At 40.5% G+C, this 14,588-nt stretch carries 18 protein-coding genes and 1 tRNA gene; 3 read left to right on the top strand and 16 right to left on the bottom strand.

The genetic code is table 11. From position 1 onward, the window contains the following. Positions 1 to 274 precede the first annotated feature (274 nt). From J7E38_RS14500 to J7E38_RS14480, 5 genes are all read right to left on the bottom strand, one after another. A complete protein-coding gene (locus J7E38_RS14500) occupies positions 275 to 1,969 on the bottom strand; it encodes a M3 family oligoendopeptidase (RefSeq protein ID WP_214707133.1) in 1,695 nt (564 codons plus the stop codon). A gap of 480 nt (positions 1,970 to 2,449) precedes the next feature. Then, positions 2,450 to 3,262 (bottom strand): VOC family protein, encoded by an 813-nt coding sequence (locus J7E38_RS14495; protein ID WP_214707132.1) that lies wholly within the window; start codon positions 3,260 to 3,262, stop codon positions 2,450 to 2,452. 210 nt (positions 3,263 to 3,472) lie between these two features. Next, complete coding sequence (locus tag J7E38_RS14490) at positions 3,473 to 4,102, bottom strand: hypothetical protein (RefSeq protein ID WP_214707131.1); 630 nt, start codon at positions 4,100 to 4,102, stop codon at positions 3,473 to 3,475. A 68-nt stretch (positions 4,103 to 4,170) separates the two neighbouring features. Next, positions 4,171 to 4,686, bottom strand: a complete 516-nt coding sequence (locus J7E38_RS14485) for a hypothetical protein (RefSeq protein ID WP_214707130.1) — start codon at positions 4,684 to 4,686, stop codon at positions 4,171 to 4,173. A gap of 222 nt (positions 4,687 to 4,908) precedes the next feature. Beyond that, positions 4,909 to 5,005, bottom strand: a tRNA-Sec gene (locus J7E38_RS14480). A gap of 138 nt (positions 5,006 to 5,143) precedes the next feature. On the opposite strand from J7E38_RS14480, the gene J7E38_RS14475 reads away from it, so the two are divergent. Continuing rightward, positions 5,144 to 5,575 carry a DUF2621 domain-containing protein gene (locus J7E38_RS14475; RefSeq protein ID WP_214707129.1) on the top strand — a complete coding sequence of 144 codons (432 nt, stop codon included), beginning with the start codon at positions 5,144 to 5,146 and terminating at the stop codon, positions 5,573 to 5,575. 38 nt (positions 5,576 to 5,613) lie between these two features. Here the strand turns inward: J7E38_RS14475 and J7E38_RS14470 are convergent, their stop codons facing one another. Both J7E38_RS14470 and J7E38_RS14465 read right to left on the bottom strand, forming a co-directional pair. Continuing rightward, positions 5,614 to 6,147 (bottom strand): P-loop NTPase family protein, encoded by a 534-nt coding sequence (locus tag J7E38_RS14470; RefSeq protein WP_214707128.1) that lies wholly within the window; start codon positions 6,145 to 6,147, stop codon positions 5,614 to 5,616. An 18-nt stretch (positions 6,148 to 6,165) separates the two neighbouring features. Beyond that, entirely contained in the window at positions 6,166 to 6,342 is a 177-nt protein-coding gene (locus tag J7E38_RS14465; protein WP_214707127.1) for a hypothetical protein, read from the bottom strand. 74 nt (positions 6,343 to 6,416) lie between these two features. On the opposite strand from J7E38_RS14465, the gene J7E38_RS14460 reads away from it, so the two are divergent. Beyond that, positions 6,417 to 6,707: a hypothetical protein gene (locus J7E38_RS14460; RefSeq protein WP_214707126.1), complete on the top strand. Its 291-nt coding sequence runs from the start codon at positions 6,417 to 6,419 to the stop codon at positions 6,705 to 6,707. Positions 6,708 to 6,734: 27 nt separating this feature from the next. On the opposite strand, the gene J7E38_RS14455 is transcribed toward J7E38_RS14460, so the two are convergent. Next, entirely contained in the window at positions 6,735 to 6,956 is a 222-nt protein-coding gene (locus J7E38_RS14455) for a hypothetical protein (protein ID WP_214707124.1), read from the bottom strand. 137 nt (positions 6,957 to 7,093) lie between these two features. Here J7E38_RS14455 and J7E38_RS14450 point away from each other — a divergent pair, with 137 nt between their 5' ends. Then, complete coding sequence (locus tag J7E38_RS14450) at positions 7,094 to 8,002, top strand: nuclease-related domain-containing protein (protein ID WP_214707123.1); 909 nt, start codon at positions 7,094 to 7,096, stop codon at positions 8,000 to 8,002. A gap of 789 nt (positions 8,003 to 8,791) precedes the next feature. Here the strand turns inward: J7E38_RS14450 and J7E38_RS14445 are convergent. The 8 genes from J7E38_RS14445 to J7E38_RS14410 are packed head-to-tail and all read right to left on the bottom strand — an operon-like array spanning position 8,792 to position 14,061. After that, entirely contained in the window at positions 8,792 to 10,033 is a 1,242-nt protein-coding gene (locus J7E38_RS14445) for a S41 family peptidase (RefSeq protein WP_214707122.1), read from the bottom strand. Between the two features lies 1 nt (position 10,034). Further along, positions 10,035 to 10,496: a GNAT family N-acetyltransferase gene (locus J7E38_RS14440; protein ID WP_214707121.1), complete on the bottom strand. Its 462-nt coding sequence runs from the start codon at positions 10,494 to 10,496 to the stop codon at positions 10,035 to 10,037. A gap of 5 nt (positions 10,497 to 10,501) precedes the next feature. Next, positions 10,502 to 11,239: a class I SAM-dependent methyltransferase gene (locus J7E38_RS14435; protein ID WP_214707120.1), complete on the bottom strand. Its 738-nt coding sequence runs from the start codon at positions 11,237 to 11,239 to the stop codon at positions 10,502 to 10,504. A 49-nt stretch (positions 11,240 to 11,288) separates the two neighbouring features. After that, complete coding sequence (locus J7E38_RS14430; protein ID WP_214707119.1) at positions 11,289 to 11,726, bottom strand: GyrI-like domain-containing protein; 438 nt, start codon at positions 11,724 to 11,726, stop codon at positions 11,289 to 11,291. Between the two features lie 11 nt (positions 11,727 to 11,737). Beyond that, the gene (locus tag J7E38_RS14425) at positions 11,738 to 12,502 is read right to left on the bottom strand and encodes an aminoglycoside phosphotransferase family protein (protein WP_214707117.1); all 765 of its coding nucleotides are present in this window, start codon (positions 12,500 to 12,502) and stop codon (positions 11,738 to 11,740) included. After that, positions 12,489 to 13,067, bottom strand: a complete 579-nt coding sequence (locus tag J7E38_RS14420) for a DUF899 family protein (RefSeq protein ID WP_215038630.1) — start codon at positions 13,065 to 13,067, stop codon at positions 12,489 to 12,491. Before J7E38_RS14420 ends, J7E38_RS14425 begins: the two co-directional genes overlap by 14 nt. A 17-nt stretch (positions 13,068 to 13,084) precedes the next feature. Then, entirely contained in the window at positions 13,085 to 13,645 is a 561-nt protein-coding gene (locus tag J7E38_RS14415) for a DEAD/DEAH box helicase family protein (RefSeq protein WP_214707113.1), read from the bottom strand. Continuing rightward, the gene (locus J7E38_RS14410; RefSeq protein WP_214707111.1) at positions 13,642 to 14,061 is read right to left on the bottom strand and encodes a VOC family protein; all 420 of its coding nucleotides are present in this window, start codon (positions 14,059 to 14,061) and stop codon (positions 13,642 to 13,644) included. The genes J7E38_RS14415 and J7E38_RS14410 overlap by 4 nt, the downstream gene beginning before the upstream one ends. Between the last annotated feature and the right edge of the window lie 527 nt (positions 14,062 to 14,588).

Below are 14,588 nucleotides of genomic sequence, written 5' to 3'. Positions count from 1 at the left end.
TCGAGCGTTTTTAGCGCTGTAATGATTACCATGACAGCCTATCATCATTTTAAAATGAAAGAAATGATTAAGGAATATAGTAGGCAATAGCGCCTGTAATTAAAAGTAGGCAGGTCTTTATAAATGTTTAAAATCAAAATCAGGCGGTTGTTTCACAAGGGTGGATAAAACATTGGTTGGTTTTGAAGAAAGCAAAAAAAAGGAGATTGGCCCAACAAAAAATAGGCCAATCCCCTTATTTAAATACTTAAGACGTTACTGCTCTACTTTCTTTTTAAAGAGCCTTATCATCAACTGTATCCAAATAAGCTTCAATCTCATCAATCACAGATTTTACACAACCATCTTCAAATGGAGAAATTAAATTCGCTTCTTTTACAAGCTGTGTGAATGATTGGCTTCCGCCTTGCTTACATAGGTGCAGGTAATCCTTCCAGGCATCCTCTGTATTTTCCTGCGTGCGTTTCCAGAATTGCAACGCACAAATTTGAGCAAGTGTGTAATCAATATAGTAGAAAGGAACCTTGTAAATGTGTCCCTGCTGCTGCCAGAAACCACCGTTTTCCAAGAAGTCATTCCCTTCATAATCACGATGTGGCAAGTACTTCTTCTCGATTTCTCTCCAAGCTCGCTTGCGCTCAGTTGGAGTTGCTTCCGGGTTAGCATACACAAAATGCTGGAATTCATCGACTGCTACACCATAAGGAATAAACAGGACCGCTTCACTTAAGTGAGAGAACTTGTACTTATCTGTATCTTCCTCGAAGAAAAGATCCATCCAAGGCCAAGCAAAGAATTCCATGCTCATCGAGTGGATCTCACATGCTTCTAGTGTAGGGAACGCGTACTCAGGTACTTCAAACCTACGACTTTCAAATACTTGGAACGCATGTCCCACTTCATGTTTTAATACACGAACATCACCTTTTGTTCCATTAAAGTTTGCGAATATGTATGGTGACTTATGTTTGCTAATATAGGTGCAGTACCCCCCGCCAGCCTTACCTGCTTTACTTAATAGGTCCATCAGGTTGTTTTCTACCATATAAGTGTAAAACTCATTCGTTTCAGGAGACATTTCCTCGTACATTTTCTTCGCTTGATGTACAATCCACTCCGCATCTCCTTTAGGATCAGGGTTTCCTGTCCTAAAGCTGAAGCTGTCATCGTAATATTTTAATGTATCAACACCAATCCGTTCCTGCTGCCTTTGTTTTAGTTTTGTAGCTAAAGGAACTATGTACTCTTTCACTTGGTCACGAAACTTTGCTGCCATTTCAGCATCATAATCTGTACGAGAAAGTCGAGCATAAGCTAACTCTGTAAAAGAAGAGAATCCTAGCTTCTTTGCAATACTAGTGCGTACCTTTACAAGCTTGTCGTATAAATCATCTAATTGATCTGCATGTTTAACGAAAAAGCTGTACTTCGCTTCATTTGATTCCTTCCTAATGTCACGGTCAGGTGACTGTTGATAAGGAACTAACTGAGCAAGATTTTTTACTTCTCCATCAAACGGGATTTTAGCTGAAGCAAGTAAATCAACATACTCACTAACCAGTTTGTTTTCTTCCTGCATGTCTTTCAACACATCAGGAGAGAATGTCTTTAATTGACTGTCAGCTAGTAAGAATAACTGCTTACCCCATTTTTCTTCTAACTGAGAGCGGAAATTAGAACCTGTAAGTGCCTCGTAATATTTTGTGATTAGACCTTTGTAGGCTGGTCCTACTTCATTGAAAAAATCCTTTTCTTTCTTATAAAACTCATCGGTGGTGTCAATCGTCTGACGAATTTGAACAATCTGCCTCATGCTTTCAAATCCAGACCGTAACTCATTGATCTCTTTCATTACTCCGTCCTGAACCTCAAAGGACTCAGCAGACTGGAACCTCTCTAGCAATTGATTAAAGTTCCCCTCCACCTCTTCAAGATTTGGCCTTGTATATGGATAATCGTTAAACTGCATGAAAAAATCCTCCTTATGTAGTAAGCAATAAAGTAACTATTTCGACAAAGCGAGACAATCTCCTTTCAAAACCAGAAAAAAATTTCGTTATTCGAAATATATGTTATACCGTTGTCCTTAAGAACTCATCTAAAGAGAAGCGCAGGGACTTTCCTTTTGCTTCAAAAAAGAAACAGGCACTTTACATTCTCAAGGTACTCACTGACTCAACTATTCTTCACACATTTAAATAGATCTACCAAAAAACTTTCCGTAAACGACGTGAATCGATTCATTAAACAAACAAAAGCCGGTTCTTCCTTAGCTTAGGGAAAAGAGCGGCTTTACATTTCCAAAATTAGATTTAGTACGTTTTTCGCTTTTATCGGCAGTGCCCCAACTAGAAAAAATTCATATAAATACGTTAAGGTAAATCGTATTGGATATTTTGATAAAAAGGTCTTATTCAATTTCAACGTGTAATTTAAATGATTTTATTTTTTACCGGAACCTCCAATAACCATCCAACAGTTCAAAAAATTGACTTTGATTCGTATCGGTTAGGTTCACTAAAAAAGGAGTCTCCCCTTTTTCTTTCAATACCTTAGCAGCCGGACCATCTCCAATTGGTGTAATAAATAATAAATTAGTTTTGTCCAATTCTAAAATTCTGCAAAGGGCATTGAGTTCCGTATCAATATACTCCTCACCTTGTTTAAGGCCGAACAATTCCCTCCAAATTTCTGGTGTTTTATCCAGATCATTTACGACAAATCCAACACTTTCCAACTTTGGATGGCCAACTATGTGTGACCCTATGACTCTTAGTTCCTCTAATTCCGCAAACCTTTCATCATCTGATTTTTCCCATTGAATAAAAAACGGTAAAGGAACCTTGTTCTCCGCGTACTCAGGAAATAACAATGACCACCTGATTACTTGACCATCAGCACGAACTCTCTCCCCAGTTAGCGGCCCATATACTGTAAGTCCTTCTGCCTTAAGTTTTATTGCTAGTTCTTCTATTTGATTTGTTCGGATCGCTACTGTCGCAGGACCTTCCCGATTTTCTTTTGCTAACTGTTCAACAATTTGCGTAATCAATCGATTTTCATCATGCTTTTCAGCGATCGATAGATTTTCAATTCCTAAAAATTCAATATAACTTAAGCCAAAATACGTTAGGGTATTATATGTTCCCCAAGTTTCATGACGGCCACCCTGCACAACATGAAGTCCTCTTTGGTTTAAGGGAGAAATTGCTTTCTCAGGTTTCTTAAAGAACCAAACAAGGTGATCAAAGAAAAATTGCATTACTGTACCCCTTTCTAAAAGTAAAATAAACATTAGAAATATTTGATTAATTCTCTCTATTATACTCTAAAAAAGTCAAGGGACGTACTAATTGCTTCCAGATAGAAAGAGGGGTTTTACCTTTCCAAGTAACCTTGAATCAGCTATCCTTCACACAAAAAACCGCACAGCATTCTGAGCGGTTACTAGTTGACTCTTATGGGGTAAATGTTAAGGACAATTAAACCGAACAGTACCAGATACCTGAATTTGAGTATCACTAATAATTGTAGCTGTAAACGTGTCTTGCACAGTTTCTAGCAATCTGCAAATAGTGTCAGGGCAAACTTGTTCATCCTCACAGGTAAAGCAGGTTTGGTCGATTGGAACAGTGACTGCTCCATTCAATCCCACTTCTTGCATACCACAATCGGTTTCTAGGGTTGCAGGAACAGTAATTAGAAGATCAGCAGTACCGCTAAAATTAATGGTTCCTACTGTGATGCAACACTCCAATGTCGTATCACAAACTGTAAAGGTTACAGTTTGCAGACAAGTATCCGTGGTACATTCCACATTATCAGTCAAGTTACCGTTAAACACCGGAGTGCCTACATCTACCACTGGAAAAGGAACACCTGTCTCGATAGTAGCTGTGAAAGGTATGTCTCTCTCAGTACATTCACAAGTATCACAGAAATTAACTTGATAGGCTATTTCATTAGCTAGAAGTTTCCTTTCCGTTCTTTGAGGACAGCCATCATATCGAAATTCAGTTGTAGTTAGACTTGCAATGACCACTCCATTTCCATAAGGATACTCAATCATTACTGGTCTATCTTCACTATCTACAATAATCACATCTGTTTCTGCAGGTAGATTGGTGAAATAGCCATGAGAGGAATAACTCCAACCATCTAAGTCACTATCTAAAATCTGGCCACAGTTCCCACTGTTACAAGTAAGGTCTCCCGTAATAATTGGATGATTCGGATCGGCAATGTTATTATCGCTGTCTCCGTTGAAACGTGTGTAAGCCCACCAACAAAGGAATACGCCTCCCAGGACCCAAAATCCCAGCCAAGATCAGCTAAATTGGCCGATAGAATTCCACCCTGCCGAATGTAATCTTCAATATCAGGATGAATGTTACCGTTAGGAAAAAGATTGTTATAGAATGTTTGACTTTGATCAGATGGAATGATGATGTCCCTGAATTGGGAAAGATCTGTTGTTCCTATTTGACTGGAGTTGATTATACAATACGAAATCCCCTGCGCAATTAACTCTGCCATAACTGCCCCCTCAGCATTTGAAGCTCCACACCAGGGAACATTATCCTGAATCACAAGTACAGTTTCGCCTCCAGTACAAGCCTGTTGAATCGTAACTGGTTGTTCGCTTCTCTTAAAATTAGAATTGTAAGCTGATGATATTTTGTCCACTTTCATACCTTCCTTTCATAAAATTTTCAGGACCTCAGTATTTTGAATGAAGTCCTTACTTATAAACTATTAGCGTTAGGACTGAAAGGTAATAGACAAGAGTTGAATTCTAAGAATAGAGGGCGTAAATAAACAATTCACCTAAAAAACTAGAGGCATATGACCCTAATTAAAAACAAAAACCGCACTAGCGAAATCGCCGTGCGGTTGATTATGTATGTTTGGCGGGACCGCCTGGGAATCGAACCCAGCTGACCTGGCACGCAGGTCACAAGCGGTTTTGAAGACCGTGGGGGACACCAGTACCCCATTCAGCCCCATTTGAAGAACAAGGTCTATTATACTTACAAGCTGCTGATTTTACAAGAGAGTTACTCAAATTGTCACAAGACTTGTCTTCCCTTGACCGCTGATACTATAATAAGAAAAGATATTAGAAATGCGTGGGTGAAGGGTTATGTATCAGCTTGAAGGTTGGTTTTTATGGTTTATTTTATTCTGGGTCGTTGTATTGGTTGGTTTATTCGCGATTGGCGGCTATTTTATGTTCCGAAAGTTTTTGAAAAAGCTGCCTAAGGACGACGGCAAATCGGATATGGACTGGGAAGAGCATTATGTCAATCAGACGCGTCATCTGTGGCCTGATGACCAGAAGGAATTGCTCGAAGATTTGGTGAGCCCGGTTCCTGAATTGTTCAGGGATGTGGCAAGGCATAAGATTGCCGGTAAAATTGGTGAGCTCGCGCTTAGGGAAAATGCGGACAAGATCACGCAGGAGCTTGTCATCCGTGGCTATATCCTGGCCACACCAAAGCGTGACCATAAATTTTTACGAAAGCGTCTTGCTGAAAAACAAATCAGCACGGCTCCATTTGAAAGTCTTTTTTAAAACTGCCTTAGTGTTAAGGCAGTTTTTTTCGCTTTTATTTATGCTGCTCCCCCGGACGGTTTCTTTTTTCGCTTGATGAAAAGCTTCAATACATCATCACTCTTTGTTAGTATGATGACTTTGTCTTTGTAAGGCTTCATCAGCTTGATGGCCTCTACGAGATTGTTGCCATCATATTGGTGGTTCCATTTCAGCAACTCGATCAGCGTCTTCAGATTCTCTTTTCGTGGAGAAGGTGCCAGCTTTGCTTTTCTTAAAATAAACCTTTTCACAATTCTCCAGTCACGAACGAACACATTCGTCTTGAACACAAAAATATAGTCAGCATGCCTGAAGCTATCTTCAAGCCAGCTATAGTACACTCCTTCGATGATCCACTTATCCTCAGATAAAACCTTTTTCAGCTTTTCGATCCTTTTTGCCGAAGGAGCTTGGGAACCCAAATACTCAGAATCTTGATCCCAAAAAATGCTGTCCAAATCATGTCTGGGAACCCCAAGCATTTTTGAAAGTTTTGCTGATATGTATGTTTTCCCGCTTCCCGGGCCGCCAATCATATGTATTTTCGTCACTGTCTTTCACCCTGTCAATTAGTCTTTGTCGAGATCGTTGTCAAAAACTGACGGTGTTCTATCCTCTTTTATTCCCATATGTGCTTTGATGACAGCAAATTCTTTTAGAATCAGCCTTGTATTCAGCCAGGCTCCAACTGCCGCGAGAAACGCCACCGCTAAAATGATCATCAACCAAATATTGATAACAACCAAATCGCTCACCTCTCAACCAATTTTACCACAATATAACAAGAAAAAATGATAGAATTCTTGAGGGAGGGATTTACATGACAGAGATTGGGTTCTGGATCATCTACTATTTGTTGTTAATGACTATTTTCGTGAGGGCCATTTATAGGGTTATCAGGAAAAAACAGGTTGCACTTGCGATGATTGCGATTTTGCTCATCATTTCAGTACCAATGGTCAGCCTGATGAACAGCATTGGCAGGCCCCTTGATATGAATGAATTCGAATTTTTAGCGAGGGAATTCAAACATGGAGCACTATGGGCCATTTTCACCATCGCGGGATACATCTACCTGCTGGTTTGGTTCTTGCTTTCTCTAAAAAAATAACGAGTTTCAGAATCTGAAACTCGTTTCTCACTTTATTCTTCTTCTCCGCCTGCCATAAGCGCCAGACCGCATCGCTTTTGCCTCACATACATTTCCTACAATCAACAGAACGACTCCAATGGCAATTAAACTAAACATAACTGAAGGTAAAATGGTCGCAATATATCCCATCCCCTTCAAGAACATCGGTACAAGGAAAACAGCAAGGCCAAGGGCTTTCAGCAAAATCGCATAAACCTTCAATGACATCTCGACTCCTCCTGACTTGAATCAAGTGGTCTTATCATTGTATTCAATCAGGCTAGAACAGTTCACAAATAATTCAATAATTTTAGGCTGGTAAAATAGTATGATTATCTTGACTAATTGAAGGAAGGAAGATGATTGTGGCTTTCAAAGAGCGCGTAGAACCAATTACTTTATCGAAATTGAAGGTGTTAAACAAAAGACTGGTGTTATCGGATGAGGAAAAAAGGTACCTATCAAACCTGGACAAAGGATATCAAGGCGAATTGCAATTCGATGCCATGACAGAGACACTGACAAGCAGTTGTTTAATCTTAAACGAATTGCTGCTCGAAGTAGAAAAAGCAACCTTTCAGATAGATACTTTAATTTTATTCGCTGATACCTTGTACATTTTTGAAATAAAAAATAACCATGGAGATTACCTGTACAAACAAGAAGGACTCACCTCACTTACTACCGGAGCATCCATAAAGAATCCCCTAGATCAACTTAATCGCACTAAGCTGCTTTTTAAGAAGCTATTGAATCAACTTGGCTACAACTTTAAGCTTCAAGGTTCGGTCGTTTTCGTTAACCCCGAGTTCACACTGTACCAGGCACAACCAGACCTCCCATTCATTTTTCCCACCCAAATCAAACGACTCATTACTCATCTCAATAACCAACTGGGAAAAGTATCCACCAACCATTACAAGCTCGCAAATAAACTAGTCTCCCTTCATCAAACTGAAAGCCCATCCAATAAACTACCTTCCTTTAACTATGATGAACTTAAGGAAGGAATTACTTGTTTGGAATGTGAGTCGTTTTCGGTCACAGCTTCTCATAAGTTTCTGGAGTGTGATGATTGTGGGGGGAGAGAGTTGTTAGAAACAGCAGTGATAAGGACAGTAGAAGAGTATAAATTACTTTTTCCAAATCGTGCTATTACCACATCTTCGGTTCAGCAGTGGTGTATGGTTATTGAGAACAGTAAAAGAATCAGAAGAATTCTTTCGAAGTACATGGCGATGGAGGGGACCAGAAAATGGACTATTTATAAATAGTAAACTGAACTAATCAAAGGTGAATGCTATGGTTAGCGTTATATTTCTATCCACTGTCCGATTAATCCATTCTATCGGATACTTTTCTTTGGTTCCAGCTTCTGTTTGTCCGATAGAGCCCTTCTATCGGACACTTTCCCTCGGCTCCTGCTTCTGTTTGTCCGATAGAGACCTTCTATCGGACACTTCCCCTCCGCTTCTGCTCCTTTTTGTCCGATAGAGACCTTCTATCGGACACTTCCCCTCGGCTTCTGCTCCTTTTTGTCCAATAGAGTCCTTATATCGGACACTTTTCCTTAGCTTAGGCTCCAGTTTGTCCGTTAGAGCGCTTCTATCGGACACTTTTCTTCAGCTTCTGCTCCAGTTTGTCCGTTAGAGCGCTTCTATCGGACATTCTCCCCCTGCAATGGCTTCCGTTTGTCCGATAGAACACTCTATTGGACGCTTTTCTCGAATTACTCCACATTAGCTAGTAATTGGTACCACAACAAAAAAACAACCAGCCCCGCCTTCGCTGATTGCCTCGATAGCCACACTTGCTATCCTGCCTAGTATTTATATTAATAGAGAGATATAAAATTCGTTGCCTGGATTTGTTAAGACTTTTTTAACATTTGTTAAAGCAGATAGAAGTGGGCACATACCAATAAGAAATTAATGATGACTTTGTAAACCATCGCCAACACTCCTTATATTTTGGGATCCCTTACATCTATACTTTAGCACAGTATTGTAAAGATGAAATAATACAAATTCGGCTATTTTGTAAACTTTTTACCGTAAATTCTATTAATATCTAGTTAAGTTAGAGGATACCAGCTTTAGTGCTGCATCAAGGTCCACGTCTTCTTCCAAATGGAGGGGCGACCAAGGTATATAAATATGTGGTTCAATCCCCACTCCTGTCATACCGCGGCCAAGATCGACCTTGGACAAACGCGAGGTCGGATACCATAATTCATAACCCTCTTCCCACCTCTTGATGGCCAGGTTCGCGTAATCATTAAGTCCTGCCGTTGGTCGTCCAATAACGGTAACTTTGCCGGACTTCTTGCAAGTTTCTACAAACGAATCACCGGCACTACCACAAAAAACATCCGTCATCACAATAATGGATTTAGGCAGGGACTTTCCTTTAACAAAAGTATCAGGAATAAATTCACCAAAATCGAATTCCACAAAGCCTTTCCCGCTATTTCTTTCCCATTCTCTCTGCCACGCCCTCAAGAAAGCCAATGTCTGTTCATCCCGTACGCCTTTCATCTGCTCCTCTACCATGGCAAGCTGCCTATTTGAGTTGGCCTCGGTACAATTGAACAGCATTTTTTCTTCTGGATCTAACAGTTCCACTCCTTCTTCTGGCATCAAATAGGGCAAAAGGTTAAAATAGCTTGCGTCACCTCCGCCATAATTCACTCTGACATCTATGATCCAATTTTCCGTAGACTCAAGGAGGTGTTTATGTTCATCGATCATCCGTATAATCGAATCCGGATCCGCAAAGTCCGTCATCGTCAACAACAGTGTCCAATCATTCAACTTCTCTACAGAATAGACTGGCTGATAGTCACCTTTTGGATAAAAACGAAACCGAACTTCTTTCCCGGAATCCGTTTCACCATACTCATATAGCGCAAGAACCGGCCTCCAGTTTTCCCGTTCGGCATGGCTCTCACTCAATAGACTCGCATGCCGCTCCCTTAGCACAGGTATCGACCATCCACCAATCGAAGTAAAAGTCGTGCCTTTTACAAGCCGCTTCTCAGCTCCCACCTCGGTGACATAAAGCTTGTCCTCATACCTTCTTACCTTAAACCCTCTGGCCTGCGGGACTTCCTTCTCAAGTTTATGATCCTCAAAATAAATATGCTTATCATTGAAATCTTGCAAATACTCTTTTACAACACTGGTAAAGTCATATTCCTTAATCTTTTTAAGAAAATACTCTGGCCGATGCCACCCCTGCTTGTCTTTCCACCCAGCGTAATCATGCTGCATTATATGGACGATATCTTTAAAAATGGCTTCCATCCTATCCCTCCCTGCTTTTAAAAATGCTGATGTAATAGTCCTCCTCAGGAAAATCGCCGACATATTCAAAGCCATTCGCACTGTAAAAGCTTTTTAATTTTTCATTTCCTGCCCAGCAATCCAGATACAGTCCATCCGAAAAACCGCGTGCTTTTTGACATGCCCAGGATACTATAGCCACACCGTATCCCTTTCCTTGATATTCAGGGTGTATGGCTATCTGGTATAAGTATTTTACTTCTCCATCAACATGCCATTGTCTCACATCTTTAATGCCAAATGTCCCGATAATCTTCCCGCCAACTGATGCCACATACAAGAATTCAATCTGTTCCAGCAGCTGGTTTTCATCCCATGGATAATCCCACTGATTCACACCTTTTTGATGCAGGGCAAGCGATGCTGCATTTAAAACAGACAGGATTTCACTGATATCCTCTATTTCTGCTGGTCGGAATTCCATGCCAATCACCCAAGCTTCCTGCAAGCGAACATCAATACCAAGGGAATCCTCATCCTCCGCTCGTATTCTTCCATGGTAGAGAAGTTTTCAGCTTTTGGAGTCCCTTCTCTCAAATCCTCTACCATAAAACCGGTTTCCAATAAGAGCTTGAAGTACTCTTCGACTGTTCGATGGTATTTGATTACCTTTTTCCCGATCCAAGGTTCAGCGCGTTCTCCCTGGTTGAAATAATCATCCACAACCCAGTCAGTTCTTCTGCCGCTGCCTTCAGCACTTTTCGAAGATGAAGTGAGTACCGGGTGTTGAACGCTGAATACGAACCTTCCGCCGGGCGTCAGCGAGTCATGAACCTTTGTAAAAACACTGCCTAAATCTTCTAAATAATGGAGTGCAAAACGGGAAATGACTAAATCATACTCCTCTGCCTGTGGTCGCCATTCCTCCATTGATGAGTACAAAATCTGGCCAGTTGTGCCTTTCAAATGTTCCACTCCAACACGGGCCATATTTTCCGAGCCTTCCAAGCCGACATATGCACTGGCATCTTCTTGCAGGAGCTCAGCACCAATCTCCGCATCGCCGCAACCCAGGTCGAATATCTTTTTACCTTTTACATTCCCAATCAACTCGAGTAAGATTGGTTTTTCTATACTATTGTTTGGACTTTCTGGCCGTGTTCTGCGCTTCATGTAATTCTTGAAAAATTCCTCTTCCTCATAAGCCGATGCGCCTCTGTACTCCATAAAAACCCTCCATTACCTTAAGACGTCAAATCTTCAATATTTTATCACATTAGGAGTTAATAGGAATATAGATTTCCACCATTTCTATATCATTCTCAATAGGATGATAGGTTTCAATTATGTAGTTTCCATCCAGTTCCTTTTGATATCCCTGTCCATAAATCCACTCATCAAGTGTTGAATACAATTTCCCCATTTCGTTCCCCTTCCCGGAGATCATTCCGTAAGTATGCTGAATTTCCAAAAATTCAATTCCCTCCGGCAAGGATACAGGCTTTTCCTCCACAAGGATTCCTACATAAAATGTCCCTTCAACATGACTGTCACTTGACTTTGGCTCATATACTGTCACTTCGGTCCCCTCATAATTCGGCATCTGCTGTAAAAATTGCTGCGCCGCCTGGGGTACCAGCTGTGCATAACTTTCAAATGGCCCATTCTGTTTCATTCCAATAACTTTAAATTCCCTGTTCACCACCTGGCACATTTTTAACCCTCCTAAAAAAATTCATATAAACCTTTTTCAAAGTAACGGTACTCTTCATCTGATACTAGGTATCTGGTATATCCTTCGTAAAAAGAAGCCAGTAATTCCGGCTTATCCCTGAATTTCCGAATCGCCAGAGATTCATCATAACGAGGGTCCCCAAGCGTCATACCAGCAACATCAATAAACAAACGAACTTTTCCATCCACCACCAATACATTATCCGTAGTACAATCTCCGTGGATGATTGTTTGTTTTACCTTCTTCGGTTGATCCCTTTCCAACTGTTCCAATAATGTTAAGCTGCCATCAGCCTGTCCTGACTCAGCATATACTCTAGCCCTGGCCAACTGGGTTTCGAGCCAGTCTGTTTCTGATTTTAAACAGGCTTCCTGCTTGTGAAGCCTGTTGATAAACTGACCAAAACTCCTGACCAGCCTTTGTTTTTCCTTTATTGTTCCGGCATTTCTTATTGCGGCAGTCAAGGTGATCCCGTCCTCAAAAGACATCAATAGATGGCTTGCATCTTCTTCCTCGATGAAACCATAATACTTCGGGACAGGAATGGAATCGTCACAGGATAAAGTTTGAAGCACTTCCGCCTCTGATTTTAACCACTCTCGATATTTTTCCTTAGTCGCACTTTTCATGATGTAAATGCCGTCTTGTGTAACAATCTTATAGACTTTTGATGTGCAGCCTTGTTCTGGGAGTTTATCGACCATCATTTTCTCCCCAAGAATATCTGCAAATAACTTTCTATCATTCATAATCATGTTTCGGTCCCCAGTTTATGCTTCCCTCCGGCAATAATTCGAAGAGGGACCATATGCTGCAGTAATCATCACCAGGGCCGAAAAATGCTTTTGAGTAATGCTTAATTGCTCCATCCTCTTCTTTCAATAATATGGAAACTCCTGGCCATAAGCCCTCGGCATTTTTAAATCCGAGATCGTCTTTAAACGTTGTTCCCTTTGTCGAAACGCTTTTGAATTTCCAGTCTCGTTCCTTGGAAAAAAACGATAATGTTTGGTAATCATCCGGACTTGTTAAAACAAATGCCGCCCTGTTCTCAAGGTGTGCTGTAAATCCACTGAATCCATCCGCCCATAAAGTACAGTAGGAACAGGATTTACCCATATTATGTATAACAATCAGTTCATTTTTATCGCCAAAAAGCTCACTTAAAAGTACCTTATTGCCTTCTGTGTCGGTCAACTCATAATTGGTTACTGCGAAAGAAGGATGCTGCTTGCGCAAAACGGCCAGCTCCTGTTTTATACGGATCAATTCTTTCTCTTTTTCTTGTATTTCCATTTCTAATAGTTTAATAGACTCCAACATTCTTCCCCCTTTTATCACAATTCAAAATGGTCTCTTACTCTCCTTGCAACCTCGGCTGCAGTTAAATTCGTATTTTTAATCCGAATATAGTTAGCTCGCTGAATTTCACCTTCATAGGAATTTAAGCGATACTGATCCTTTGATTTCAGCAAATCGTTTTCGGAGCGTTCTATGTTCCGCTTGGAAGGTTTTTCCTCCAGCCGGTACGCACTTCTGTTTCGTACGAGCCTCTCTTCCAGGTCTGCCTCAAGCTCAACCAAATACACCGAGCCGCCTTCTGACTCGAATAATTGGCAAACTTTCTCGACATACTCCCAGTCTTCCTTTATATCGAAGGCCCAGACATACGTAAAAATCATTCCGCTTTGATCACTTTTTGCCATAGCTTTAAAGAGCTCTTCTCTAAACAGGCCAACGAGCCGTTTCCCTTCCTTTGTCCCATAGTCAAAAAAGGGATTTACCAACTCAATCGTCATATGATTATGAAAAAGTTTTAAATCTGTTATTTTTTCCAGTTCATGCCCCACTGTCATTTTACCTACCGCCTGCGGGCCAAATATCAAAACAAACTTCATATTGATTCCTCTTCCATCCTCTTTTTATACTCTTTGCTTAGCTCACTCCATACATCGAATTTATTTCCATCGAGATCATAAAAAACAAAATTGCGGCCAGCATGTCCGCGGTTTTCAATCTCACCGACACTCATTCCTCGTTCAATAAAATCAGCATGCATAGCTTCAAGAGTTTCTTCACCATCAACTTCAAAAGTAAGAATGAACCTTTCTGCTCCATTTACATCCTTAAAATTTGAGCTTTCTCCCGGAGACTTCACTAAAAACAGACTGATATCAGCCAAATCCATGATTGCTTTGTCTTCATCCAGATAATTTAACCTGGCTCCCAGCATGTCCTTATACCAATCTGATGATTTCGCTGGTTCCATTACCGGTATATAAATTGTCCCGACTCTTATTAATTGGTTTTTCATACGCGTCACCTCTGTTATAAAGATTCTCTATTCGACAGATATCCCCTCCTTATTTGTTTGAATTTTCCATTTTCATTTTGCTAAAAAAAAGCACTCTCGAAAAGAGTGCTTTAAGCGATGATTGCTCTATCCTGTTTTTCCAGCCATTGTATCCATTTATAAAATCCAAGCAAACAATATAATAAGACTGAATCCAATATAGCTGAATACCAGATTTTCCACGAACCATAGTGAAAATAACCCCAGGGCTTAGGAGACCTTGTAGCCAGTTCATACAATAAAAGAAGGCAGACAAATATTAGGATGAAAAAGATGATTTCTTTTTAATGAACCTTTACCACCTGGATATAGATTCAAAAAATGATATTTACAGGTGGGATTAGAATTGTCCTTGGAATAAGGCCAAGCCAATCTACACCCTGATCGAAAAACCAATAGCTTTGATATTTGAGCTCAAAGAATAAGTCAAAAAGCAATTGAAAGGCAATGGTAAATGTCCAAATCTGAACCATCTGGGTAAGCGTTTA

The sequence above is a fragment of the Bacillus sp. ISL-35 genome (assembly GCF_018613355.1).
GTDB lineage: Bacteria > Bacillota > Bacilli > Bacillales > Cytobacillaceae > Mesobacillus.
The sequence above is the reverse complement of the archived record's forward strand: the minus strand, read 5'-3'. Positions and strand labels throughout refer to the sequence as shown.